The organism is Clostridium sp. AUH-JLR23 (assembly GCF_964238065.1).
GTDB classification, from domain to species: domain Bacteria; phylum Bacillota_I; class Bacilli_A; order Erysipelotrichales; family Coprobacillaceae; genus Allocoprobacillus; species Allocoprobacillus merdigallinarum.
Genome location: NZ_CAXSKY010000001.1, coordinates 178,054 through 204,589, shown reverse-complemented (window position 1 = coordinate 204,589; position 26,536 = coordinate 178,054). Strand labels below are relative to the sequence as shown.

At 31.6% G+C, this 26,536-nt stretch carries 27 protein-coding genes and 1 other annotated feature; of the genes, 6 read left to right on the top strand and 21 right to left on the bottom strand.

Annotated elements, in window-relative coordinates; translation table 11 throughout:
• Positions 1-130: 130 nt before the first annotated feature.
• The 8 genes from ACESR5_RS01085 to ACESR5_RS01050 form a co-directional block, all read right to left on the bottom strand.
• Positions 131-607 carry a Mov34/MPN/PAD-1 family protein gene (locus ACESR5_RS01085; protein ID WP_204864619.1) on the bottom strand — a complete coding sequence of 159 codons (477 nt, stop codon included), beginning with the start codon at positions 605-607 and terminating at the stop codon, positions 131-133.
• The gene (locus tag ACESR5_RS01080; protein WP_204864609.1) at positions 600-2,420 is read right to left on the bottom strand and encodes a ThiF family adenylyltransferase; all 1,821 of its coding nucleotides are present in this window, start codon (positions 2,418-2,420) and stop codon (positions 600-602) included. The genes ACESR5_RS01085 and ACESR5_RS01080 overlap by 8 nt, the downstream gene beginning before the upstream one ends.
• On the bottom strand, positions 2,421-3,530 hold the full coding sequence (locus ACESR5_RS01075; RefSeq protein ID WP_373153817.1) for a nucleotidyltransferase: 1,110 nt from the start codon (positions 3,528-3,530) through the stop codon (positions 2,421-2,423).
• Positions 3,531-3,543: 13 nt separating this feature from the next.
• A complete protein-coding gene (locus ACESR5_RS01070) occupies positions 3,544-4,935 on the bottom strand; it encodes an SAVED domain-containing protein (protein WP_373153816.1) in 1,392 nt (463 codons plus the stop codon).
• 68 nt (positions 4,936-5,003) lie between these two features.
• Positions 5,004-6,440 carry a 23S rRNA (uracil(1939)-C(5))-methyltransferase RlmD gene (rlmD, locus tag ACESR5_RS01065; RefSeq protein ID WP_373153814.1) on the bottom strand — a complete coding sequence of 479 codons (1,437 nt, stop codon included), beginning with the start codon at positions 6,438-6,440 and terminating at the stop codon, positions 5,004-5,006.
• A 9-nt stretch (positions 6,441-6,449) separates the two neighbouring features.
• Positions 6,450-7,883, bottom strand: a complete 1,434-nt coding sequence (gene pepD, locus ACESR5_RS01060) for a beta-Ala-His dipeptidase (protein ID WP_373153813.1) — start codon at positions 7,881-7,883, stop codon at positions 6,450-6,452.
• A gap of 51 nt (positions 7,884-7,934) precedes the next feature.
• Positions 7,935-8,660 carry a 16S rRNA pseudouridine(516) synthase gene (locus ACESR5_RS01055; RefSeq protein WP_239386219.1) on the bottom strand — a complete coding sequence of 242 codons (726 nt, stop codon included), beginning with the start codon at positions 8,658-8,660 and terminating at the stop codon, positions 7,935-7,937.
• On the bottom strand, positions 8,629-8,913 hold the full coding sequence (locus tag ACESR5_RS01050) for a hypothetical protein (protein ID WP_087244941.1): 285 nt from the start codon (positions 8,911-8,913) through the stop codon (positions 8,629-8,631). The genes ACESR5_RS01055 and ACESR5_RS01050 overlap by 32 nt, the downstream gene beginning before the upstream one ends.
• A gap of 106 nt (positions 8,914-9,019) precedes the next feature.
• On the opposite strand from ACESR5_RS01050, the gene ACESR5_RS01045 reads away from it, so the two are divergent.
• Positions 9,020-9,769: a hypothetical protein gene (locus ACESR5_RS01045; protein ID WP_087244940.1), complete on the top strand. Its 750-nt coding sequence runs from the start codon at positions 9,020-9,022 to the stop codon at positions 9,767-9,769.
• A 59-nt stretch (positions 9,770-9,828) separates the two neighbouring features.
• Here the strand turns inward: ACESR5_RS01045 and ACESR5_RS01040 are convergent, their stop codons facing one another.
• The 4 genes from ACESR5_RS01040 to ACESR5_RS01025 all read right to left on the bottom strand — a co-directional run bounded on the left by ACESR5_RS01040 (position 9,829) and on the right by ACESR5_RS01025 (position 13,644).
• Positions 9,829-10,614 carry an ABC transporter ATP-binding protein gene (locus tag ACESR5_RS01040; protein WP_087936234.1) on the bottom strand — a complete coding sequence of 262 codons (786 nt, stop codon included), beginning with the start codon at positions 10,612-10,614 and terminating at the stop codon, positions 9,829-9,831.
• Positions 10,608-11,474, bottom strand: coding sequence for an ABC transporter permease (locus ACESR5_RS01035; RefSeq protein WP_129736256.1), 867 nt, complete (start codon positions 11,472-11,474; stop codon positions 10,608-10,610). The genes ACESR5_RS01040 and ACESR5_RS01035 overlap by 7 nt, the downstream gene beginning before the upstream one ends.
• 15 nt (positions 11,475-11,489) lie before the next feature.
• Positions 11,490-12,464: an ABC transporter substrate-binding protein gene (locus ACESR5_RS01030; RefSeq protein WP_087303824.1), complete on the bottom strand. Its 975-nt coding sequence runs from the start codon at positions 12,462-12,464 to the stop codon at positions 11,490-11,492.
• 119 nt (positions 12,465-12,583) lie between these two features.
• Positions 12,584-12,820, bottom strand: a binding site (T-box leader).
• 77 nt (positions 12,821-12,897) lie between these two features.
• Complete coding sequence (locus ACESR5_RS01025; RefSeq protein ID WP_165352210.1) at positions 12,898-13,644, bottom strand: A24 family peptidase; 747 nt, start codon at positions 13,642-13,644, stop codon at positions 12,898-12,900.
• A 215-nt stretch (positions 13,645-13,859) separates the two neighbouring features.
• Between ACESR5_RS01025 and ACESR5_RS01020 the strand changes: the two genes are divergently transcribed.
• Entirely contained in the window at positions 13,860-15,212 is a 1,353-nt protein-coding gene (locus ACESR5_RS01020) for an MATE family efflux transporter (RefSeq protein WP_087245864.1), read from the top strand.
• Positions 15,213-15,346: 134 nt separating this feature from the next.
• Here the strand turns inward: ACESR5_RS01020 and ACESR5_RS01015 are convergent, their stop codons facing one another.
• Together ACESR5_RS01015 and ACESR5_RS01010 are read right to left on the bottom strand one after the other, a co-directional pair.
• Positions 15,347-15,613: a hypothetical protein gene (locus ACESR5_RS01015; RefSeq protein WP_168080521.1), complete on the bottom strand. Its 267-nt coding sequence runs from the start codon at positions 15,611-15,613 to the stop codon at positions 15,347-15,349.
• Positions 15,614-15,647: 34 nt separating this feature from the next.
• Positions 15,648-16,553 carry a hypothetical protein gene (locus ACESR5_RS01010; RefSeq protein WP_373153810.1) on the bottom strand — a complete coding sequence of 302 codons (906 nt, stop codon included), beginning with the start codon at positions 16,551-16,553 and terminating at the stop codon, positions 15,648-15,650.
• Positions 16,554-16,691: 138 nt separating this feature from the next.
• Between ACESR5_RS01010 and ACESR5_RS01005 the strand changes: the two genes are divergently transcribed.
• Complete coding sequence (locus ACESR5_RS01005; RefSeq protein WP_087245870.1) at positions 16,692-17,288, top strand: LexA family transcriptional regulator; 597 nt, start codon at positions 16,692-16,694, stop codon at positions 17,286-17,288.
• 74 nt (positions 17,289-17,362) lie between these two features.
• Here ACESR5_RS01005 and ACESR5_RS01000 read toward each other — a convergent pair whose 3' ends face one another.
• From ACESR5_RS01000 to ACESR5_RS00985, 4 genes are read right to left on the bottom strand one after another with little or no spacing between them, the layout of a single operon-like run.
• On the bottom strand, positions 17,363-18,292 hold the full coding sequence (locus ACESR5_RS01000) for a GNAT family N-acetyltransferase (RefSeq protein WP_373153808.1): 930 nt from the start codon (positions 18,290-18,292) through the stop codon (positions 17,363-17,365).
• Between the two features lie 44 nt (positions 18,293-18,336).
• A complete protein-coding gene (dnaK, locus tag ACESR5_RS00995; protein WP_289528176.1) occupies positions 18,337-20,100 on the bottom strand; it encodes a molecular chaperone DnaK in 1,764 nt (587 codons plus the stop codon).
• A gap of 13 nt (positions 20,101-20,113) precedes the next feature.
• Positions 20,114-20,716, bottom strand: coding sequence for a J domain-containing protein (locus tag ACESR5_RS00990; protein WP_087297540.1), 603 nt, complete (start codon positions 20,714-20,716; stop codon positions 20,114-20,116).
• On the bottom strand, positions 20,717-21,550 hold the full coding sequence (locus tag ACESR5_RS00985; protein ID WP_373153806.1) for a DUF5685 family protein: 834 nt from the start codon (positions 21,548-21,550) through the stop codon (positions 20,717-20,719).
• Between the two features lie 119 nt (positions 21,551-21,669).
• On the opposite strand from ACESR5_RS00985, the gene ACESR5_RS00980 reads away from it, so the two are divergent.
• Positions 21,670-22,983, top strand: coding sequence for a replication-associated recombination protein A (locus ACESR5_RS00980; protein WP_373153805.1), 1,314 nt, complete (start codon positions 21,670-21,672; stop codon positions 22,981-22,983).
• Positions 22,984-22,998: 15 nt separating this feature from the next.
• On the opposite strand, the gene ACESR5_RS00975 is transcribed toward ACESR5_RS00980, so the two are convergent.
• Together ACESR5_RS00975 and ACESR5_RS00970 are read right to left on the bottom strand one after the other, a co-directional pair.
• Positions 22,999-23,745, bottom strand: coding sequence for a carboxymuconolactone decarboxylase family protein (locus ACESR5_RS00975; RefSeq protein ID WP_087303832.1), 747 nt, complete (start codon positions 23,743-23,745; stop codon positions 22,999-23,001).
• Between the two features lie 101 nt (positions 23,746-23,846).
• The gene (locus ACESR5_RS00970; protein ID WP_373153804.1) at positions 23,847-24,728 is read right to left on the bottom strand and encodes a LysR family transcriptional regulator; all 882 of its coding nucleotides are present in this window, start codon (positions 24,726-24,728) and stop codon (positions 23,847-23,849) included.
• A gap of 223 nt (positions 24,729-24,951) precedes the next feature.
• Between ACESR5_RS00970 and ACESR5_RS00965 the strand changes: the two genes are divergently transcribed.
• Positions 24,952-25,356 carry a MerR family transcriptional regulator gene (locus ACESR5_RS00965; RefSeq protein ID WP_129736282.1) on the top strand — a complete coding sequence of 135 codons (405 nt, stop codon included), beginning with the start codon at positions 24,952-24,954 and terminating at the stop codon, positions 25,354-25,356.
• Positions 25,357-25,412: 56 nt separating this feature from the next.
• On the opposite strand, the gene ACESR5_RS00960 is transcribed toward ACESR5_RS00965, so the two are convergent.
• On the bottom strand, positions 25,413-25,685 hold the full coding sequence (locus tag ACESR5_RS00960) for a hypothetical protein (RefSeq protein WP_087245523.1): 273 nt from the start codon (positions 25,683-25,685) through the stop codon (positions 25,413-25,415).
• A gap of 149 nt (positions 25,686-25,834) precedes the next feature.
• Here ACESR5_RS00960 and ACESR5_RS00955 point away from each other — a divergent pair, with 149 nt between their 5' ends.
• The gene (locus ACESR5_RS00955) at positions 25,835-26,524 is read left to right on the top strand and encodes a YoaK family protein (RefSeq protein WP_087245525.1); all 690 of its coding nucleotides are present in this window, start codon (positions 25,835-25,837) and stop codon (positions 26,522-26,524) included.
• The last annotated feature ends 12 nt before the right edge of the window (positions 26,525-26,536 follow it).

The window sequence follows — 26,536 nt, the reverse complement described above, 5'->3', positions numbered from 1 at the left end:
TATCTTCTTCCATCTTTTCCGCTTCTAACGATTGATACTCCTGTTTCAATCCTCGTAATAATTCTTCCCCACTCGACAAGTACAGCTTATACTTTGACACAAAAATCTGCGTCTTATCAAATGGCTAGTGCTACCGCTTATTGAGAATAATTTCTTGCTTATTAACAAATAACCGAGCACTTATATTCCAACTGTCTTGATAACCTCCAACAATAATTAATATAGGTTCTGGACATTTTAGTTTTTGGTCTTGAGATAAAACTATCATTTGATTTTTATCAATATTACTTGGTGCCGACGATGCATTTGGATGATAGTGCCACTCTCCTAAATAATACTGACCTTGGTCCCATGCCAAGTCTAAAATTCTTTTCAATCCATCTATACCCCTATGAAAAGTACACTTTGAATGGCTAGAATTTTTGGGTGGTGGTGTTATTTGCAAAATATTAGCTATTGCTTGGTTGGAAGAATAATTTCCAATTAAAATGCCCCCTGTTTCATAAGGATTAGAAATAGCACAATAATAAAGCATTTGTTCATAAGCCTTTGTGTCGAACTTTACACTATATGATTGATTCTTATCTTGAAAAAGCAAATTATCCATCCTCTCTTTTCTCCACCACCTCATAGCTTTCAAATATCCCATCGCTCTCTTTTTGCTCGTAAATGAGTGAAAGCGTCTTTTGAGATTTTGATATAATGTAATTTTCAATTACCTTCACGGAAGTTGCAGCAGCAATCCAAATATCATCACTTCTTCCAGGAAAAGTCGGATGCCAGCAACCAATTCCATTCCTTGGCAAGTCGTAATCATCATATAAGACTTTTTCTGCCTGTAGGTACGGGGAAATCAAATCATAAAAAGCATTAAAATTAAAAGTGTTACCATTCATCAGTGTAACATATAATCGTTTTGCACCCAATCCAACAGAGACTGAAGCTATAATATGAGTTCTCTTAAAATTAGTACTTTGAAGAATATCAAGTACATTATTTTCCCCAGTACAATCAACAATAACATCATATCTATCCAAATCAATATTTGTTTTAAAAGAGTCATCATTTGAAAGAGTATCATTTATAACTTTAACATTTGCGTGTGGATTTAGGGAGTTAAGATAATTACATACCGATAATTCTTTAAATTCACCAATATTATTTAGATTTAAGATATGGCGGGATAAGTTCCCGACTTCAAATATATCTGAATCTGCAATAGTAATATTATATACTCCTGCTCTTACAAATATTTCTGCGATTGATGCTCCAATGCAACCTGCTCCAATGAGCAATATTCTTTTCCTTAGTAACAGGTCGCTCATTTTACCTCGTTGAGATATTTCGTGTTGGTTCCAATTTTCTGAAACGATCCAATCCAATTTTGCATTTTTAGTGAATACCTCACATCTATCACGCATCCACCATCCCTGTTGATTATTTCTGAATCCTTTTGCTGTCCTTTTGCCATATGATACAGTCGGTAAATACAGAGCTTTCCAAGAAATTATCTCGGGGTCTCCACCAAAAATTCGGGGAACAGGGAAACCAATTAAAAGCAAATGCCGTTTTCCGTCCCGAATTTTTGAGACAATATTTTGAAGGATACACATTATATTAATATGTTGTTTTTCACAGGCAACTAACAATTCGCCAAATGTTTCTGGTGCTTGCCACTCATTAACAACTGGGATCTGATTCATAAGTATCCACGGGGCAATAATTGGAGGTGATATAGTTGTTTTTGAAAGATATTTTCCCCATTCTGTATAATGCTGAATGTTGTTACTTAGCGATTTAAACACCTTAACATAGTATACAAATGGTTTACTTTTATACACATCTAATTCTGCTATTCCATACCGACATTCGACACTCTCCCATTGCATGAAGGTAACCACATCTTCCGAGAAAGCAAATTGCATTTCAAAAATATTGCTCATAGAAAATTCGGGCAGCTCAAACGGCTCGCTTTCTGTAACTAATTTTCCTTTTGCCGCTAACTCGAGCCAACAAATTGCTCGTTTTGCATGATACAACAAGCGTTCATCTACACTATATGGTTCCGATTGATAATTAGGTATTGTATTCACCTCAAGGCATAATGCTCCTTTTCTCCACAATCCGTTTCTTTCAATTTTGGAGTTGTTGGCTTGATGATACAATGTAACCGTTATACTGTTTTCGACGTCTGGATATACTTTAATTTTTCCGTTTGGGTATTCGGATCCAACAACGAAAAACCATTGAGATTTCTGAGGGAAATATGGTGTTTCACATTCAATCACAATACTTAAGTGTAAATACCAAACATTTAATTCATTATCAAATTGCCACTCATCCATTATCTCAACTTGCGATAATGAATCTAAAGCCCTTCGAGCCTGATTTAATTTATCAAGGATTTGTTTTGACTCCATCTATGCAAATCTTCCTTCTGGAATGGCTGCTGATTTTTCAGTACGGGTTGTAAATCCCGTTGAAGAATTAGATTTTGATGGCTTTGGAGCTGGTGGGAATTCATTACCAAATAGCTCTCTCCATTTGCAAACACTATCATATAATTCTTCACAATCAAAAGCTTCACGAGCTATTTTAGCAGCATCACAAACCGTATCGTAGAAATCAGAATATTCTTCATCTGTAATTCGTGCAAAAACATCGTGTTCAGGAACGCCTCTATCAGCTAAAAAAGGTTTATTAGTGTATTGGGAAACGATATTTTCAAGAGTTAATACAACACCTTCGGCAACACTTTTAATATCATCTGGACAACAATCACCAATAAAATGTTCCAACGGATAACTCTTGGGATGTTTCATATCTGGATATTGTGTTTTACGCCACCACTTCAATGCCTTAACAACATTTATATAGTGGGTATTGCAATTCTTGTTTTTTTCAACCGTCCATCGAATTTGCTCAAGTGGATGTGTTTTATCCCATTTTTCCGCTTCACGGTCAGGAATTAGCAATGGTTCGGATTTCCATTGAGGCTGGCTATCTGATCTACAAAATATGTTATATGTACTTTCAAGTAAGGCATTACTAAACGATTTTGTAAGTAACTTTTGTTGAAAATCTTCAATTGTGTATTCTGAAATAATAGCCTCATCTTGAAGTACTCCTGTTTCGCTCTCACTAGGTGCAGAAGTAGGAACGATATCCAAATCAACATAACTTAAACTTATACCAATTGATCTCCCTTGAATTCTATATTTGTCTTTGTAATGCTTTTCTAAAAATGGGACAAATAAATTCAAAGCCTCCTCTGGTGTATACTCTTCAGAGTCTAATTTCGTTACAACAATTACATCGACATCCGATTTGTTGCCGTTTTTAGGTTTTACTGCTGTAGAACGTCGGTAGCTTCCCTGTAAAAAAGTACTAATAATAATCTTAGATAAGGTTTCATCTTCCTCTAATCGTTTTCTTAACGTGGTATGCTCCGTTTTCAAATCATTCACCTGATTATCAGACAAGCGAATATTAGATAAAAAATCTTTAAAATATGACGGTACAGTAGACATAAACGATCCTCCTTTAATTAGTAAAACTTATTGATTGTGAATATGTACAAGAATTCCTTTGCTCAAAATCATATTCATATAGAATACATTTGCCAAATCCAACTGAATTTTGACCTAAGAAAAACATAAATGCATTTGGAGCAGCAGCAAAAATATGTAGTGTTGCACGCCGTTCCACAGTGCTTCTTCTGCCAATAGCGTTATAAACTGAATTAGCTAAAGCAGTTGCATGTGTTCCATCTTCTATCGAAAAATTTGTAGCACCAACATCGCTTGGCGTACAATTAATGATACGTCCAATTGATAGATTGTTTTCTTTTATGAATTTTACCACGTCATCGTAAATGTTGCGAGTGACATTTAATACTAATGCAGAATCATATTGATTCTCATTAAACTTTTCGTGTGAAATATCCCAATTAGTATAGTTCCTTTTAGATGACAGTTTCACATCCCATAATACAGTGCCATTGGTCGACGATTTTTGTATCGGAAATACGTTGATACCTGATTTACTATCAAGAATTCTTCCTACTGCAAAGGCTATAGACGCATGTGTATCTAAAAATATTTGATAGGCATGCTTGTTGCTTGTATTTGTGAGCAAAAATTCCTCCAAATTTCTATAAATATCTTTGTTCCAATCGTATTCACCCTTTATATTGCGACCATCAAACTTATTAATGAATGATATACAACTCTCTGTGTCTTCTTCCAAGTTTTCTGCTCCACGGGTAAAGCTTTTCACACCAATAGATATTCTTTTAGGGGAATACTTATCGGCAACAAGAAGAATGCGTTTTTCCATTTCTTCATCAAAGTCTTTTCTATCAATACCTTTACCATGTGTTGAAGAAATCATCTGGTCATTTACAGTCGCTGAAGCAATAAACCTAATTTGGTCAAACGTCATCATTTGATTGCTATCTGAAATATACTGATGCAACGAATCTCTTACAATTTTTTCTAAAACTTCTATTTCAAACGGCAAAATAAAAAACCGTATTCTCTTATTATCAAACAAATCTGTATCAAACCCATTTAGCGACGATTTTGCTTCTTTATCAAGCACTTTCCCATAATACTTTTCGATTGACTTTATAAATGTGTTGGCGGACTTATCACATTGCCCGATTAAGAATAATTCATATTCAGGACTTTCTATATCCTTTATAAGCTCATCTAGCCATGTTTTGATGTCTGATTTGGTAAAAGTATTTATCGTTGATTTTACTTGTATGCATTTAACAATTTGATTTTGCTGCTCTAATGCTATATCAACCTTATCATTTGATGTTGGAAATTCGACATATATCTTATCCCAGTTACTTTTATCAGTTAAGGCCTCTAATACTGAAGCAAACCCCTGGTATAAAAATCCCCGTGATGCTTCTTTTCCACCCATAATCCTCACCCTTTCCATCATTTATTTGCTTTACTAATCCATGTGATATTCTATAAACAGGCTACCTATTAAATAACCCCAAAATATTTCAAAGCATCTTTAATAGCTTCCACTTTCTCCGCTGTCGGATGTTTTCTCGGATGTTTCAATTCTTCTACTGCATTAGGAGCGTCATACATCGGCAAACCCAAATTTCTCTTTACCTCTGCGATATATGCGGTATGTACCTTGAAACCGTATTTCGCTTCTATGTATTCCTTAATCATCTTATATGTAATTCGCTCTTTCGGCTTGTACGCTTCAGTTCTCTTTGTGATATTATCCAGCGGTACTTTTCCCTCACCTTCACCAAACTCGACTTTTACGTTGATATGTCCATCCGGTTTTTTGTGGGAAAGCAGTACTACCGTCTCCACATGCTCAGTATGTGGAAACATATCAACTGGATAAACATCATGACTTTGATAGCCAATTTTAGCAAACATTTTTAAATCACGTGCCTGCGTTGTTGGATCACACGATACATAGACAACCTGTCTAGGCTGTAAAGTACGAATTGCTTCAATAAAAGTTTTTGTACTCCCAGCACGTGGTGGATCCATAACAACACAATCCACTTTTTGCTTTTGAATAGCCAATTGATGCATAAACTCAGAAGCATCCCCATTAACAAAATGAATATTTGAAATATGATTCATTTTTGCATTGTTAATAGCATCTTTATAAGCTTCTTTGTTGATTTCCACCCCAATAACAGTTTGAACATATTGAGCCAAAAACATTCCAATCGTTCCAATACCACAATAAGTATCTAAAATGGTATCATCCTGATGTAAATTCAATAACGATAAAATGCGACGATAAAGAACTGTACACTGTTCATGATTAATCTGGTAAAATGATTGAGCTGATATTTTAAATGTTAAGCCACATAATTGATCAACAATAAATCCTTTTCCATATAGCACTTTTTCTTGTTTAGATAAAACTACACTTGTTTGTCTACGATTTGTATTTAAAACAACCGATTGAACAGATGGACAGGCTTTTATTAATTCCTGACAAAAATTTTTACTTCCCTTCATGACATGATCTGTTCCAACCAGAACAACGAGTGTCTGATTCGTCATGACTGCCCTACGTATTAAAACATGTCTTAAAAATCCTCTATTTTTCTTTTCATCATATATGGATACACGATATTTTTTGAGAATCTTCTGTATGGTTGATAAAATTTGATGTGTTTCATCATCATGCAACAAACATGATTTCATCGGTACAATGCGATGAGATGTTTCTTCATATAAACCATATTCATATTTTTGATTAAAAGCGACAATGACTTTATTACGATAATAATATGGTTTTTCCATTCCAGCAACATCATGAACGAAATGATGAGGAAATAGTTTTTGACACTTTTCTTTTTTTATAAGCAACTGTTTTTGATAATCCATTCCAATATATTGACAGCTGCCACATTGTTTTTTGATTGAACAATCCATAAAATCCCTCTATAAAGTTGCTAAAAAGGCAACTAAACAATCATAACATCTTAAATAAGAAGCCAAATCTAATTTTTCATCAGGTGTATGAACATTTTCCATATGTGGTCCATAAGTTATAATATCTAAATCAGGAATTTTTTGTTTAAAAATACCCGTTTCTAATCCACCATGTGTTGCTTCTTCTTTTAATGTCTGATTGGCATAGGTTTGATAAAATTCTTTAAACTGTGCTCTAAAGCGTGAATGAGGATCATAATCCCAACCCGGATAATCATTAGATACCTGAATAGAAGCTCCATATAATAAAGCAATTGTTTCCAGTTGTAGACATAACTCATCACGTAAACTTTTTAAAGGTGAACGTAATGAATAATCAATTGTAAAACTATGATCATGTGTACGTATGACCCCCATATTCAATGATAAAGTTGGTAAATGTTCAATTGCCTGTGACATTTCCAGCATTCCATTCAAACCTAAATACATAATTGAAATCATAGCTTCACTATCTTTTGCATTCACACAGACATGACATTCATCACAATGCAATTCCACATAAAATTCAGGATCACTGATTTCTAATTCCTTTCGAATATCTGTTTCATACTGTCCAATATATTGTGCTAATTCTTCATAAGATTGCTGACTTGCAAAAGCAACTGTACACTCTCTAGGAATCGCATTGTTTTTTAATCCTCCTGTAATATCAATCAAACGAATATCCATCCCATTTTTCAATAAATGATATAAAATGCGTCCCGCAATCTTATTAGCATTTCCTCTACCTAAATGAATACATCCACCAGAATGTCCTCCTTTTAAACCTTTCACTTCCAAAACATAAACTGGAGAATGATTATCTTCACCCGTGATTTCTTTGGTAATCAAAACATCATTTCCTCCTGATGATGACACACAAGTTTCCCCTTCTGCTTCATTATCTAAATTAATTAAACGTTTAGCTTTAAGTGATGTTGTATCTAAAGCCATTGCTCCACATAGTCCAACTTCTTCTTGAACAGTAAAGACACATTCCAATGCTGGATGAGATAAACTGTTATCTGTCAACAATGCCAACATATAACATACACCACAACCATCATCAGCTCCTAAAGTTGTCTCATTGGCATGTAAAAAACCATCTTCCACATAAAGCTTTAATGGATCAGTATCAAAATTATGCTGACTTTCTTTATTCTTTTCATTAACCATATCTATATGTGCCTGCAACATGACTGGTTCATGATCTTCATAGCCTTGACTGGCTTCTTTAAACACAATCAAATTATGCATATCATCACGCATATAACGAAGATGATGTTGTTTAGCTAAATCTTCAATATAATCCGCCAATTTTTCTTCATGGTATGAACCATGCGGAATTTGTGAAATTTCTTCAAAATAACGATATATAAGTATATTTGTATCTAATACTGACATTCTATTTTCCTCCAATCTTGTCACAATTATATCAACTTCCCTATCAGATGTCTATGCCAAAGCATTCTGCAATAATTTCATTTCATCTTCATTAAGTTGACGATATTGTCCATATTTCAATTGTTCATCTAAAACAATATGCGCAAATGCTATTCGTTTTAAACTAACAACTTCATTAGACATCGATAAAAACATTTTTTTGATTTGATGATATCTTCCTTCACATATTGTAACGAGGCAATGATAATCATCTTTTATTTCTAGCTCTGCTGGTAAACATTGATATGTCCTATCAATCATCATTCCTTTTTGAAAAGCCTCAACATAGTTTTCCGTTATTGGCAATTTTGTCTGCACTTCATATGTTTTTTCTACATGATTCTGTGGCAATAGAAGCTTTTTAGATAAAGATTTATCATTAGTTAATAACACAAAACCTGTTGTATCTTTATCCAGACGTCCAACACAATAACAATCATCTCGATCTATTAATTCTAATAGACAAGGATATTTCTGGTCATGCGCAGCACATATATATCCCACTGGTTTATTGATCATATAATAAACAAATGGCATTGCCTCAATCACTTTACCTTGAACTCTAATTTTATCCTCTTTACAAACAAGGTAATGTGGATCTTTCACACATTGATCATTAATCATCACATAACCTTTTTTGATCAATGTTTTACATTCTTTCACATTGCCCAATTGGTTTTTCATTAAGATAAGATATAAATATTTTTTAATGGGTATTTCTTCCTCTCCAGCAATCATTGGAACGTACATTTCCATTATTTTTAATAATAACAGGTACCAATGTGCCACGTGAATACTGTGGATTGTCCTTTAAAATATCAGCTAAAGCTGATAAACGTTTATGTCCATCCACACAAATGTAATGTTGATTTTCCTGATTGACAGAAATAGGAAATGAAAAACCAATTCTTAAAACTGATTGATAAAGTGTTTGAGGATATTTTTGATAGTTAAATTCTATCTGTGATATATCTATTTTCATTATACGCATTTTGTTATCTCCTTTATTTTATTGATTATATCATTTTTTTCAAAAAAGCAAAATCTTTATCTATTTCTATTTAAACATGATATAATGTTGGATAGGGAGGTATCTTATGAATATATTATTGAGCCGTATTTTAACCTATTTAAATGGAACCCTTTTTCATGATTATAATTATAAAATTTGTACATTCATTATTTTTCATTACCTTGAAATGGAAGATATGAGTGAAGAAGAATTTTTAAAAAAAGGGTGTTTTAAAAAAGAAGAATTATATTCTTTTATTGCCTTACTAGGCTTTAAAGAATATGAAGAATTTAAGGAAACCTTAGTCAATCATCATCAGACACGTCTTAATCAAATTCGTGTCAGAATGATTGGTGTTGATAGTCGTGAATTCATTGAAAAAATGGATAAAGACTGTAGTGATGATGAAATGCAAAAAATCATAAGTGATATTTGTCAAAAGCTTTATCGTGCCAAAAGAATTGTTGTATTTGGTGCTTTATATCCAATATCTATTGCTATTGAACTACAAACTGACATGATTACATTTGGTAAACCTTTTATTCAATATCATAGTTATGATCCTATTGTTATGGATGAACATGATGTGGCCATTGTTATTAGTGCAACAGGTCGATACTTAGAAGGATTTAAAAAGTCAAAAGCTGATGTACATATTGATAAAGCACAGCAGATTTTAATTACCCAAAATAAAAAATATCTGAGAACAGAAACTTCACCAAATTGTAAAGTTATTTATGTTCCTGGTAAATTTGATAGTATTAATTTTAATTATCAAATTATGACAATTTGTGATTTAATTCGTCTACACTATTTTCAACAATATTACTTATAATACAAAAAGACTGTTACTCAAAACAGCCTTTTTTATATTTTATCCATTTGACTTACTTTTTATTGTAATAAGATATGATCAGTATAATCATGAGTATGTTGAGTATAAAGATGAATCAAGTCTTCCACCGTTAAATTTTGTTTGCGTTTTTCATCAATGAAATCAAGAATTCGCCCTTCACTCATAATAATGATTTTTTGTCCATATTGAATAGCATCTTCCATATTATGAGTAATCATTAATGTTGTCATCTGATTTTTTCTGACAATATTCGCTGTTAAATCTAAGACTGTCTTTGCAGTTTGTGGATCAAGAGCAGCAGTGTGCTCATCTAATAGTAAAAGCTGTGGTTTTGCATATGTTGCCATTAATAAAGACAATGCCTGACGTTGTCCTCCAGAAAGAACACCAACCTTTGTATCCATACGTTTTTCTAATCCTAATCCCAGCTCTTTCAATGCTTCCTTCATTTGTTGGCGTTGTAAGTGAGAAACTGGTTTTAATTTGAAGTAATGTCCCTGACAACCAGCTAATGCTAAATTTTCTTCAATAGTCATAGTAGGTGCTGTTCCTTTTAAAGGATTTTGAAAAAGTCTACCGATGAAGCGTGAACGTTTGTATTCTTTTAAATTTGTAATATCTTGATGATTCAAATAAATATGACCCTGAGCTGGAAGAATCGCTCCACTTATTGTTTGAAACAATGTTGACTTTCCAGCTCCATTACTACCAATAATTGTCACAAAATCCCCTTGTTGAATTTGTAAATTGACATGTGATAAAGCTTTCTTTTCATGAATTGTATCAGGATGAAAAACAACCGATATGTCCTGTAATTCTAACATACTTTTTTCCTCCTTATTTTTAATTTTGTCAAAATCAAAGCCAATACAACTAATAAAGCAGACAACAGTTTTAAATCTGTTGATGGAATCCCCATTTGTAAAGCTAAAGTGAGAATTCCACGATAAATAAATGCACCTATCGTAACTGCTAATAATTGATAATGAATCTGATCTTTTTTTATAAATGCCATTCCAATGATAATACTTGCTAAACCAATGACCATCATTCCTGTGCCACTTTGACTATCCGCAAAGGATTGATGCTGAGCATATATAGCTCCAGACAAAGCCACAAGTCCATTGGATAAAGATAAACCTAAAATTTTCATCAAGTCAGCATTTATAGATGAAGCTTTAACCATATCTTCGTTATCGCCGCATGCGCGCAGCGCTAAACCAAGCTGTGTTTTTAAAAAATAATAAAGAACTCCAAAAATAACAGCTACAAACATGATAATCAATAAAAACTGTGAATATGGTTCGAAATTGGTCAATGGTGTAAATATGGTTGTAGAACCGAACAATGACAAATTAGGTGAATCATTCATAATTTTTAAATTTATAGAATAAAGTCCAGTCATAGTTAAAATTCCTGCAAGTAAAGATGCAATTTTCAACTTTGTTGTTAAAAGCCCAGTCACAAGACCAGCCAGCATTCCTGCAATAAAAGCTGCACATAATGCCAAGTAAGGATGCCCAGAAAGTGTCAAAACAGCACTAACTGCACAACCCAATGTAAAGCTTCCATCAACTGTTAAATCAGGTAAGTTTAAAATCTTATAGCTCAAATATAATCCTAAAGACATAATCGCAAATATACCACCAAGTTCTAATGCTCCAATAATAACTATCATATTCATAACATGACCACCCCTCTACATCATAACCAATGAAGAATCTTGAATGATGTTTTCAGGTAATTCAACATCAATTTGTGTCATGACATCCTGATTCACATAAATCTTTAAATCATCCTTAAAAACCTTAACAGGAATATCACTTACATTTGAACCATTAAGAATTTGATCAACCATATTGGCAGTTTCCCTTCCCAATTCTTCATAGTCAATCCCAACGCTTAAAAATCCACCATCCTGTACCATAGAATCTGCTCCTACATAAAGTGGAACTTGTGACTGAATACATGAATGACTGACAACATTCATAGCACTGGCAATTGTATTGTCATTAGGAGCAAAAACAGCATCACATTGAGTTGCAAGAACATCAATTGCACTTTGAACTTCATTAACATTTGTAATAGTTGCTTCTTTAATTTCAAAACCATGCTTTTGTGCATAATTTTTAGCTTTTTGAATATTTGTTACTGAATTAGCTTCTCCTTTGTTGTAAATAACTCCTAAAGTTTTTAAATTCGGATTTATTTCAAGGGCTTTATCAAGAATCAAATCTACTTGAATCTCGTCACTGGTTCCTGTTATATTTTTATCTGGTTTTTCTAAAGAACTTGTCAGTTTAGCTCCAATTGGATCACTCACTGCTGCAAAAACAACAGGTGTTGTTGAAGAAAGCGATGCAACTGACTGAGCAACAGGGGTTGCTATCGCAACAACGACATCAGGATTTTCTGATGCAAATGTTTGTGTAATACTAGCAGCAATACTATTATCCCCCTGCGCATTTTTAAAAATATATTCAATATTTTGATTATCTTGATAACCTAACTCCTCCATTTGCTTATCAAAAGCATCCTTAATTGTATTTAATGATGTGTGTTCCATATATTGAACAACAGCAACTTTTTTCACAGTTGAGTTATCACCTTGACAACCCATTGTCATTGATAATATACATATTCCTATTAATACGTTTTTTAAAATTTTTTTCATAGTCTTATCTCCTTTATATTGTATTTTATTCATGTTTAACTAGAAAATAAGACACCATCGTTTCATTTTCATAAGAAAGCTCCTTTCTTATTGGCATATAAACAAAAAACACCTGTCCATCAAAGGACAGATGTTATAATCTGCGGTACCACCTTTATTGGTTATAAAAATAACCCACCTCATTAAAATGCCAACACATTTTTGCTTTGTAACGTAAGCTCACGTCGCAGGATACTCGTTACCTTTCCCCTTTGCCCTCATAGGTCCATTTACTTAACTGCCACTATCCAGCTTCCACCATCCTGGACTCTCTTTAAGTACATTTTCAAGTTTTATCTCCTACTCATTGGTTTGTTTATATCAAATTATCACACCTTTATTAAATTGTCAATATTTTTAGATAAAAAATAAATAATATCTATTTTTTTGTTAATTAAATAAACAAATAGCTATAAAAATATAAAATATATTCTCCAAAAAACAAAGAAATAAGAATTCCCACACAAAGAAAACCAGCAAATGCGATATGATGATGGCGATGTGTTTTTTTATAAAAAAGTAAATATGATGCATAGATTCCACCCAATAAAACTGCTATCGTAAAAGCAAGTATAATCTTTATATATCCTAACATAAAGCCATTAACCATCAATAATTTGATATCCCCGCCACCAAAACTATCTGGAATCCAAAAATTGAGTAATAATAATGGCATACTTATAATCAATATACCTATCAAACGTTCCCACAATGAAACATCACTATAAGGCATTAATCCTAATACAATAAATATTTCTAAAATAATCATTTCATCAGGTATAATTTGCCATTGTCTATCTATTAATGAAATGGTTATAAAATCCATTATCAATAAAAAAAGAAGAATAGCCTTTATCACTTGGGATTCATAATAGACAAGTAAGACAAGCAAAAAACCACTCATCATTTCAAAGATAGGATAAAAAAGTGAAATGCGGTGATGACAATATAGACATCTTCCTTTTAACATCACATAACTGACAATAGGTATTAAATCAAACCATTGTAAAGGATGCAAACAATCAAAACAAAAACTTCTTCCTTTTACAATATCCAAACCAAGTGGCAATCGATCTTTACACACTTGAAAAAAACTTCCTATAACAGCACCCAAAATAAAAAACCATACATATAAAAACATCTTCATGTCCCCTTTCATAGATATTTTTATAGTTGGTTTTGTTTCATATTTCGATATTATTCTATCTTAAAATATATTCATTTTCAACAAAAAATATTTGACATTTTTTATTTTTTCTATAAAATATGGAGTGCTGTAAAGCTATAGATTTCTCTATTTCTGATTAATAAATAGAAAATTCTATAGCTTTTTTTACGAAAGGAGAATCTCAAATTATGGAAAAAAGAAATCCAATGGCTTATAAACCTATTTTTCCCCTTTTGATGTCTATGGCCTTTCCGCCAATGATTTCAATGCTTATTCAATCATTATACAATATAGTTGATAGTATTTTTGTGGCTCAGCTTGGTGAAGAAGCTTTAACAGCTGTTTCGTTAATCTACCCCTTACAAAACTTATCATTAGCATTTTCCTGTGGTGTAGGTATTGCTTTAAACGCCATTATTGCAAGACATTTAGGTGCACATAATGATAAAGAAGCATCATTTGTCGCTACTCAAGGCATTGTTATGACACTTTTACATTCCATTCTTTTTGTTGGAATTGGATTATTCCTTATAGAACCTTTTTTAACTCTTTTTACTCAAAATCAGGATGTCATACAATATGGAATCGAATACGGTTTTATTGTTATTACTTTTACATTTTCAACATTTATTCACTTAGCCATCGAAAAAATGTTTCAGGCTTGTGGAAATATGATCATTCCCATGATTATGCAAATGGTTGGAGCAATTGTTAATATTATTTTAGATCCAATACTTATCTTTGGATATTTTGGATTACCTGCTTTAGGTGTAAGTGGTGCAGCTCTAGCAACTATTATTGGACAATTTAGTGCCTGCTTTTTATCAATATATTTATTCTTACGCTATAATTCACATATCCATATTTCATTCCGTCATTTTCGTATTGATTGGCATACATTTAAAAACTTATATTCAATAGCTATTCCATCTGGAGTTATGATGTGTTTACCTTCTGTTTTAGTTTCAGCATTAAATGGTATCCTTGCTCCTGTGTCTCAAACTGCCGTTGCATTCTTTGGTATCTATTATAAACTGCAAACATTCGTTAATATGCCAACAACAGGAGTTGTACAAGGAATGCGTCCAATTATGAGTTATAATTATGGAGCTCATCAAAGAAATCGTATGGATCAGACATTAAAAATGGCAACTCTTACTATTGGAACTATTCTATTATTTGGTACATGTCTATTCTTTATTTTCCCAGCTCAAATTCTTCAAATGTTTAATGCCAATCAAGATATGCTTATGGTTGGAATAACTGGATTACGTATTTTATCATTAAGTTTTATCTGTTCTACATTTGCCATTGTTATGTCTGGAGTTTTTGAATCATTAGGAAAAGGACCTATTTCTTTAATCATTACACTCACAAGACAATTTATCATCATTATCCCATTATCCCTTATTCTTTTACCACTTGTTGGCGTAACTGGTATCTGGTTAACATTTCCTTTATCAGAGCTGATTGCCTCATTCATTGCTTTTCTTTTATATCAAAAAGTTTATAAAAAAATAAAAATAGGAAATGAAAATTAATGATTCATTTCCTTTTCTTTTTACAAAAATTTAATATATGATAATGTTGTACATTTGATTCTTTTCTTACCATTTTTCAATGATATTCAAAATAAAACAAAGTTATAAAAACAAACAGTTTTATATACATAATATTATCCATGTATAATAGCTACAGCTAAATGAACACCTCGTTTAAACTGTATAAATCCATACTCATAAACAAATTCATTCACACAGTTTTCTAATTCTTCAACTTCTTCTTCACTCAGTATTAATTTTCTATTTGTAATACGTTCATGAAATTGATCCATTAAATCAAAATAACGAATATGTATCTGTTCCAGCATCATTTCTTCATCTTGATTTAAAATAATATCCGAAGAATATATATCTTTTAAAACATTATCCATATCACACATAGTTCTCTTCTCCTTACTGAGATGATCATAAGAACTAAACTGTTTTTTCAAACAATGAGCAATTTTTTAATGGCAAATGATTATGCTGTCCAAATATTTTTCTTTTAACATGATGTAAATCCACTTTATTTGGTAATATATATGATTCATCCTGAAAATCTTTAAAATCGCATAACACTATTCTTAATCCAAAATATTGACCCTGATAAGAAAATTCATTTAATAATTTTCCAATAACATACATAATCTCACTATGAATATTTGTATAATTTCTTAATTTCTCTTCTTTTTTATAAAAATTCAACTGCATGTCATAGAATTGAATTTGAATACAACGAATTCCATAGTCTTTTTCTTTAAGTTGCTTTACTAAATTGAAGCTTAGATTTTGTGCTATTATTAAAGCTTCTCTGGCATTCAAAAAAGTATCTTGATTATCTTGACCGAATGATTGAGGAAGGGTATGAACTGTTCTATGTATTTGAGACATTTCATCTCTTTTTTGAGAGCATATATTCTTCCCAAATATTTTTACTGCCTGATAAAAACTTAAAATTCTATATGATTCATAACTGTGCATATAAATCCATTTGGCAAATTCTTGATGAAAACTGAATCCTATATGTATTGAAATACAAAGTTCATCTGCTATTCTTTGCTGAATACTTTTCATAAGTTTGATAGAATCCATACCAAATACATATTGAGATTTTGTTAAATCAAAAAATATATCATTTCTTTCTTCTTCAAAGACATCATTACAATATTCATATAAAATATTTTTTATTTGCTCTTTATAGAAACAATATTCATCCATGTTTCTTTGTTTGTTGATGAGTTCTTGATGAATCAATCTCTTTTTTATAATGAAATTTCTCTTTTTCTCTATTTGATCTATGCATTCTTCAAAACAAATATATCCAATTAAAGTTTTCCACATATTTCTCACTCCTCGTCAATTATTATATATGACCTTGTTGCATATTTCAATATTTTTATGCAACTTATTTTATTATTTTTGATTTTTTCTTTATTTTAGATGTATTTTATACTATAATATGCATATAGGAGGTTGACTATGGAACTCAAAGACATTATTAAGGATTATAAATATAGGCATCAACTTACAAATGATGAAATTGCTCAAAAACTAGGAGTCACGAAATCTACTGTCAGTCGTTGGATTTCAGGAGATGTTAAAAGAATTCAAGATGAAACATTAAAAAGATTAAATGAACTCCTTGGTTATGATATTGAACCCGTTATCAAAGGAAAGTCCATTCATTTAAAACGTCCTATTTTAGGTTATGCAAAAGCCGGATATGATATGTATGGAGAAAATAACTATATGGGTGAAGAAGAAGTCACAGAAGAAGATTTTTATAAGGGAGATTATTTTTTGCAGATTCAAGGTGATTCCATGACTGGATCAGGAATAATGGATGGAGATTTAGCCCTTATTAAACAATGTTCCTATGCCTCAACAGGTGATATTGCAGTTGTCATGATTGGTGGTGAAGAAGTAACAGTGAAGCGTATTATCAAAAAACCAGATATGCTTATTTTGGAAGCCACAAACCCACTTGTTGAAAATAGATATTTTTCTAATGAAGAAGTTGAACAACTTCCTGTTCGTATCATTGGTAAAGTCGTTTATACAAAAACTTATTTTTAAACAAAAAATCTCATTCATGTTTTGAACTCTAAAGCTAATCTAACTTTAAGGGTTCACTCCATTTATGAGATTTTTTATATATCACAAAACATACAAATCAAATGCTTTTCTTCAACAAAATTATTTTTACTATAAAATCCTTCACTTAAAAAACCACGAATTGTCTGTAAAACCATTCTCTCTATATGCAATTTGATACATTCTTTTTTTGTTTGTTGTAATAGATAACTTCCTAAATGTTGCCCATGCAATTCTGGTAAAATGCAGACTTCATCAATCCATAGCTCTTTCTTTTCTAAATAAGTCATTTGACGCCCTAGTATCATACCTATCAACTGATTATCTCGATATAGAACATATCCCAAAGCATATGGTGAAAGTAGCATTTCTTTCAATCGCTGATAAGACTGCTCATAAGTCCACGTTTCATTCCATGGTTCTTGCATAAAACATTGCTGAAATAATATTGAACACTTATTTAAATGATAATATTGCATGGGAATAAAACACATTTCATGACTTTCAAGTTCTAAAAACATATCATACCATGTCACTCCACCATGGATAGATTGAGAAACTCCCAAGCAACTATAACCAAATTGTTTATAAAAATCTATTAACTCTTTTTTACAAGTCAGTACCAAGCCTTTTTTACCTCTTGTAAGAGCCAGATCAATAAAAGCATTCATTAATTTTTGAGCAATCCCACGATGTTGAAAAGTTGGTAAAACAGCTAAACCAAATATACTTTGATATGGATGATTGAAATCATGTAAGGATGTATCTTCATAATATTGATCAATTAAAAAACGTGTTGAAATCATTGCCCCATTGATTAATCCAACAATCTGTCCTTCTATAACGGCTACTAAAAAACAATCAGGAAAAGCAAGAAATCTTTGTTGAAATTGTTGTTTAGTTGCAGCTTCTTGAGCAGGAAAACAAATTCTTTCAATTTCAGCAAGTTTTATTAAATCTTGCTCTTTGGCTAATCTTATTTCCATATATACTTTTTATAAAAAAAGACATTAATGTTTGATCAATGTCTTTATTCACCCATAGAAAGCAAGAATGCTGCACTATCTTCCAATCTTTGTTTTGCTTCTTTAATTTCCTGAAATTGTGCATCTGGGCATGTTTCAAACTGTACTTTTTTTGTTAATTTCTTTAATTGATTCAATTCATTTTTAATTTGTGTCCTTACAGTTTTATCTATTTCTTTATGATGTTTTGCTAAACTGGCTTCTACTCTTGACATTAATGTTTCTAAATCATTTTTAAAAACAAGTCTTTCTTTTGTTTTAGCATCCTGCTGTTCAAATTGTTTAGCTTCATGAATAGCTCTTTCAATATCTTCATCAGACATATGAGAACCATTTTCAATAGTAATACTTTGCATATTTCCACTAGCCAAATCTTTTGCAGAAACACTTACGATACCATTAACATCAATATCAAAAGTGACTTCAATTTGTGGAATTCCACGCATTGCACGCTTAATCTTTTTAAGTTTAAATTTACCTAAACTTTTATTGTCTTTAGCTAAAGGTCTTTCCCCTTGTAAAACATTAATTTCAACTTGTGTCTGGAAATTAGATGATGTTGTAAAAATTTGACTATGACTTGTTGGAATTGGTGTATTTCGATCAATTAATGGAGTTGCAACTCCCCCTACTGTTTCAATAGATAATGTCAATGGTGTCACATCTAATAATAAGACATCATAATTTCCCATTGCAGTCACATCACCAGATAATTTACCACCTTGAATTCCTGCTCCCATAGCGACACATTCATCAGGATTTAATGATTTACTTGGTGTAATTCCAGTAACTTCCTTAATTTTATCTTGAACTGCTGGAATACGTGAAGACCCACCTACAAGAATAATCTTATTCAATTCAGCAGGTAATAAACGTGCATCATTTAACGCATTTTGCATTGGGAGAATTGTTCTTTCAACTAATTCTCTAGTAATACGATTAAATAAATCTCTTGTGATTGTCATTTCTAAATTTTGTGGTCCTGCAGATGTCGTTGTAATAAATGGTAAAGATACAACAGTAGAAGTCATTGAAGATAATTCAATTTTTGCTTTTTCAGCGGCTTCTTTGATACGTTGCATAGCCATTAAATCATTTCTCAATGAAATCCCTGAGCTTTTCTCAAATTCAGTTAAAATATGTTGTGCTAATAATTCATTAAAATCATCACCACCTAGATGATTATCTCCTGATGTTGATAGAACTTCAATCACTCCATTACCAATTTCAATAATAGAAACATCAAAAGTTCCTCCACCCAAGTCAAAAACCATCATTTTTTGCCCATAACTATTTTCTAAACCATATGCCAATGCTGCTGCAGTTGGTTCATTAATAATACGCATAACTTCCAATCCAGCAATTCTTCCAGCATCTTTTGTGGCTTGACGTTGGGCATCATTAAAATAAGCAGGTACTGTAATAACAGCCTGTTTAACTTCTTCTCCTAAATAATTTTCAGCATCTATTTTTAATTTCTGTAAAATCATGGCAGAAATTTCCTGGGGTGTATACTCACGATTGCCAATTTTCTTTTTATAATCAGTTCCCATTTCACGTTTAATAGATGAAATTGTCCCCATTGGATTTGTAACAGCCTGTCGCTTAGCACTTTCCCCTACAAGTCTTTGTCCATCATGTGTGAATGCTACAACACTTGGTGTTGTTTTCGCTCCTTCACTATTAGGAATAATGGTTGTTTTTCCATTTTCAATAAAAGACATACAACTATTTGTTGTTCCTAAATCAATACCAATAATCTTACTCATAAATCATTCTCCTTTAATAACATCTACAACAACAACTCATAAAAATATTAAACATCAATAACGAATAACAGCAATTAGCCATATTAGCATATGGTGACGTATAAGTTTGCTGTGTCTGACGATATTGACCACTTCCAGCCTGCAATTGCTGAACCAAGAAAATATATTGTAAATTACCAGGTTCCATTTGCGCTGCTGTTTGTGCATATTCTAATGCTGTTGCATTATTTCCTATACCATTCATAGCTAAAGCACTGTAATAAAACCATATTGATGAACGATTACGAATCTGTTCCAAAATATGAAGAGCATCCTGATAACGACCAGCTTGAATAAATGCCGCAACATCTTGAAAAGCCGCCTGATCATTACCCTGATATTGATAAGTCGACTGTGAACTTTGACCATATGTTTGATTCGTAAATCCTTTTTTTCGATTATCCATGATCGTTTTATATGCATTTTGTACCTGTTTAAACTTTTCAGTATATTCAGCCTGATGTTCACTATTAATATTAGCATCAGGATGATATTTTTTACTTAATGTTCGATAAGCATGTTTGACTTCATCATCTGATGCATTTGGAGAAATTCCTAATACTTGATATGGATCCATTTACTTCTTATCCTCCATTCTTTTTTGATAACGTAATTCATATTGACTCCAAACACCACTATATATGATATTCCTTAAAATTTCAACATTTTCCTCTATTGGAAGATATTCAAAAGCTTCGGCAGCTCTTGAAATCATCATTTCTAATAAATCATGGCATCTCTCTTCAAAATGTTCATCATGAAAATGAGAAATAAATGGATTATAGTTATTGTCTTTTAGATCTTTTTCAATATCATCATAGGCATCTAGTAAATAAATATATTTACCTAAAAAAAATCCAAATTCCCTCAAATAATCTTGCCAGAGATCATCTTGAAAACAGCAAATTTCAGCCATGACTTTTCCAAAACATCCGGAAATATCATCAATACGAACATCTTCCATTTTTTCATATTCATGAATCTTGTCCAATTGTTTTTCAATCATCTCTATCTTTTGTGGAAATTCTTTTTTTATAGATTGATAACTATGATTCAAAATTTTCTTATAGACCTGTTTTGACATCTTTTGATCATCAATCCAATCATCATCACATTTAAGATATGTTAAAGCAATTGTCATTTTAGCAGCATATTCAACATATTCATTTTGTATTTCTAGATGCTTTTTCAGTGGATGTAAAAAGCATCTACGATAGCTTGATTGATTGTGTGGTTCATATAAACCAGATAATAAAATAGCTAAAAATGTCATATCATAATTTAAAGCTACGCGCCCTTTTAAACCATAATTATCATTCATAGTTCGACATAGCCCACAATAATATGACTGATAGATATCAAAATCTTTAAATTTCATTTCTGGTTTATTGATTACTATATATCCAAACATCATAGTCTCCTTATCATAATAAATCATGATTAGTATAGTGTGAAGATATGAACGAAACATGAACTTATAGAAACTTTATTTTAAAAATGTTAAAATAAAAATGAAAGCTGGTGAATGGTATGAAAATCTCAAAAGAACAGCCTGTTTTAGAACCTTTGGCCAATCGTTTAAGACCTCTGACATTGGACCAATATGTAGGACAAAAACATCTTGTTGGTAAAGGTAAAGTGTTATGGCAATTTATACAAAATGATCAGATTCCTTCTATGATATTCTGGGGTCCTCCAGGAGTTGGAAAAACGACTCTGGCAAAAATTATAGCCCAAACAACAAAAGCACATTTCATTGATTTTAGTGCTGTCAATAGTGGTATTAGAGAAATAAAAAAAGTCATGCAAGATGCCATGGAGACACATCTTCAAGGAATTAAAACCATTGTTTTTATCGATGAAATTCATCGTTTCAATAAAGCACAACAGGATGCTTTTTTACCATATGTAGAACAAGGAAGTATTACTCTCATTGGTGCAACAACTGAAAATCCTTCATTTGAAATCAATTCAGCATTATTATCACGTTGTAAAGTTTTTGTCTTAAATGCTTTAAATGTTGATGATATCATGGAACTTTTGCAACATGCTATTGAAGATCCTAGAGGTTTTGGTCACTTTCATGTTGATATTGATTCTTCCAGTTTATCAATGATCGCTCATTTTGCAAATGGCGATGCTAGAGTTGCTCTTAACACATTAGAAATGGCTTTTTATAATGCTCCTCGTGATCATGATCACATCACTATTACTCCTCAAATTATCGAACAAATGACAAGTCAAAAATCATTACTCTATGATAAAAATGGTGAAGAGCATTATAATTTGATTTCTGCATTACACAAATCAATGCGTAACAGTGATGTCAATGCTGCTATTTACTGGTTAGCCAGAATGCTGGAAGCTGGTGAAGACCCTTTATATATTGCACGACGACTTGTTAGATTTGCAAGTGAAGATATTGGTATGGCTGATAGTAGAGCATTAGAAATTGCTATTGCAGGATATCAGGCTTGTCATTTTATTGGAATGCCTGAATGCAGTGTCCATCTTACTCATGTTGTCACTTATTTATCTTTATCAGTTAAATCTAACGCTCTATATGTCGCTTATGAAGCTGCTAAAAAGGATGCATTAAAAACAATCGCCAAACCAGTTCCCTTACATTTACGCAATGCTCCTACCCGTTTAATGAAAGATTTAAATTATGGTAAAGGTTATCAATATGCACATGATTTTCAAGATAAACTGACAACTATGACTTGCTTACCTGAATCACTTCAAGACAGAGAATATTATCATCCAACAAATCAAGGAAATGAAAAAAAAGTCGCACTGCGACTTCAACAAATTCAACAATGGAAACGTAAACATCAAAAATAAAAGGTCAATGGCCTTTTATTTTTGTGTAACTTCATTAATAATATTGATAGCATTTAAAGTTCTTGGAAAACCAATATAAGGTTGACATTGTGTAATCACATCAATCAACATGTCTCTACTATTTCCAACTTGTATATTAGCCATAGTATGAGCACGCAACTGATTTTCACAGCCACCTAAAGTTGCCAACATAACAAAAGTTAACATTTCTCTTATTTTTAAATCAAGCCCCTGACGTGTATAAAAATCTCCAAAACAATGTGCAGATAAATAATCTTGAATATGTTTTAATTCTTGAGGTGCATGATCATGATTAGCTTGAATATTCTCACGACCAAACGCTTCACTTTGAACATCAAATCCAGCCTGGAATCTTGTTTCTTCTTCTACTGTTGATTGATCTTCCAAAGGTAATTCAATTTGATTTTCAACAAAAACATCATGAACAGCATCAAGAGCTTCTTTCACTTTGCCTACACCAATATATGGAGTACATTGATAAATGGCTTCTTTCATTTCAACTGGAGTCACATTAGCCTTTAAAGCTGCATAAACATGTTCTTTTAAAGATTCTAAAGTCATATTCGTTGTATTAACAACAATTAAAATCAATTCTCTAAGACGCAAATCAAGATTACCATGCTGATAAACATCACCATAAATATAATGAATCATCATTTCCTCGTATGCTAAGTCATGAGGACAAAAATGATTTTTATGCAATGACTGATATAATTCTTTTGCTTTTTCAATATCTCTCATAAATAAATTTTCCTCCTTGATAATTTTATTTTAAAACTTTAAAAATAACCTGTCTAATACTTATTATGTATTTGTAGCCATACTTTTTAAGCATGAAATATTTATTTATGAAAATATGTATAAAGTTCTTGAATAAAACGCGTCGCTGTAGCCGAAAAAACTTGATGTTTTTTCCATACAATAACCGCTCCAGTTTCATAGGCTGGTTTTAAAGGAACAAAACGAACCAATGATTGATTTGACATATATACAATTTTGTCTAGACACAACGCATATCCTAACCCTTTCTCTACTAAAATAGCAGCATTATATATCAAATCATAAGTCGCAACAATATTTAAATCACTAATATCCAATCCCATCCAATGTGCCAGTTCATTTTGGACAATTAAACGATGTCCTATAAGGAGTGGTAATTTTTGTATATCTTCAGGTGTTACATACTCTTTTTTAGCGATTTCGCTATTTAAAGGTGCAATAATACCCCATGCTTCTTTATATTTTAAACGTACAAAATCATATTTTTCAATATCAACTGGTTCTGTAAGTAACCCTATATCTAAAAATCCCTGATCAATTTTCTGTTTAACATCATCAGCATTGCCACTATACAAATGATATTGAATATGCGGAAAGCGACGATGAAAATCCATCATAAATTCTCCTAACTGATGCATAGCATTAATTTCTCCTGCACCAACAAAAATCTCCCCTGCTATTAATTCATCAGCCGCTAAAAATTCCTTTTCAGTTTTATCAGCTAAATCAATAATTTCTTCTGCTCTTCTTCTTAACAACATACCTGCATCTGTTAAGGTAACCTTATTTTTTCCCCTAATTAATAATTGCGTATTCAATTCTTCTTCTAATTGTATAAGCTGTCTTGATAAAGTCGGTTGTGTAATATGCAATACTGCTGCTGCACGTGTAATATTTTCTTCTCTTGCAACTGTTAAAAAATATCTCAATATTCTAATTTCCATGATAAGCCCCCTTTTTACTATTGTACTAAAAAAAATAACTTTTTTATACCTTTTCTTTTGATGGATAACTACGCAAATGATTTCAATTGACTTTATTGACTTTATTGGCTTTATAACACAGGAGAAAGTATCAAAAAATCATTTCATACTTTCTTATGTTATAAAGATATATTGCATTTTATACTCAAAAACATTATGATAAAAAACAAGGAGATGAAAACATATGAATTATTCTATCAGTGATGTTTCTAAAATCATGAATTTACCTGTTTCCACTTTAAGATATTATGATAAAGAAGGGTTGCTTCCTTATATTGAACGTAAAGATTCCGGTTATCGTATTTTTAAAGAGGATGATATTCGTATGCTTGAAATTATTGAATGCTTTAAAAACACGGGTATGTCTATCAAAGAAATAAAGCATTTCATCGAATTAGTCAAACAAGGCGATATTTCTTTACAACAACGTTATGAATTGTTTGTAGAACGTAAAAAAACTGTTGAAAAACAAATGCAAGATTTACAAAAACAACTTGATTTAATTGATTATAAATGTGAATATTATCAAAAAGCGCTCAAAGCTTATAATCAAAATAAACATCATAGTGATGAAAACAAATCACTATGATGTTTTTTCACATAAAAAAGCTGATAACATTTCATTTACCAGCTTTCCTTATGCTTTTATATAGATATACGATCTTGTTCATAACGCCTTAAACTTTTTATAATTTCCTCAGTTGCCTGCTGTGGACTATTTTTTAAAAATCCATCTTTAAATTCATAACTGATATTTATAGAATCATCAGGAATTTGATCAATATACTCATTAGAAAAACCAATTTTCCAACATTTGTTTTCACGATAAGCATATAATGTCATATCATTAACATCATTGACATCATGAAACAATTGCTTTACGAGTTTATATAAAGCATATGGTGAAATATAATACACCTAACCTCGCCTCTTTTCATATTTCTATTATATAAAATAAAAGCCCTTTCAACAATAAAAAACTTAAATTTTTTTTATTTTTTATCAATATATATTGTCAAATAGATGTCGAGTGATATAATAAAAAAGCATTTAAGGGAGTGTTATCAATGAAAAAAGATCATCAAGATGCTATTCTTCATTTTTTGATGGCTATGATAGGTGGTTTCTTAGGTGGATATGCTATTTTTGCTAGAATGAATATTTTTGGATCTGCACAAACTGCTAATTTAATTGAACTGATCAAAAATATATTTGGAGCTAATTATGTGGAATCTTTAATGCGAATAGGTGCCCTTCTTATATATATTCTAGCAATAATGATTGCCACAGTTTTAACATATAAATCTCAATGGAATCTTAAACACCTTGTTTTATATCTTGAAATGATATGTATTGTTATATTGGGATTTATTCCTGAAGACATACCGCCAATCATTGCTTTGTATCCTTGTTTTTTTGTTACAGCATTTCAATGGTGTATTTTCAAAGGCGCTATGGGATATACAAGTTCTACTATTTTTTCAACCAATAATATCAAACAGACTGTTGTATCATTGACAGAATATTTTTTAATACAGGACACCACAATCAAACAAGAAAAACTCAAAAAAGGTTGTTTTTTTGGTGGCACTTTATTATGTTTTCATTGTGGTGTTGCTTTGTCGTATCTTCTATGGTCCATTTTTTCTTTAGCAGCCATTTGGTTTTTAATGATTCCTGTTTCCATTAATTTAGGATATTTAATATATATTGAAAAATATGCTTATCCAATTCAACATATAGAAAAGATGATTTGACACCAAATCATC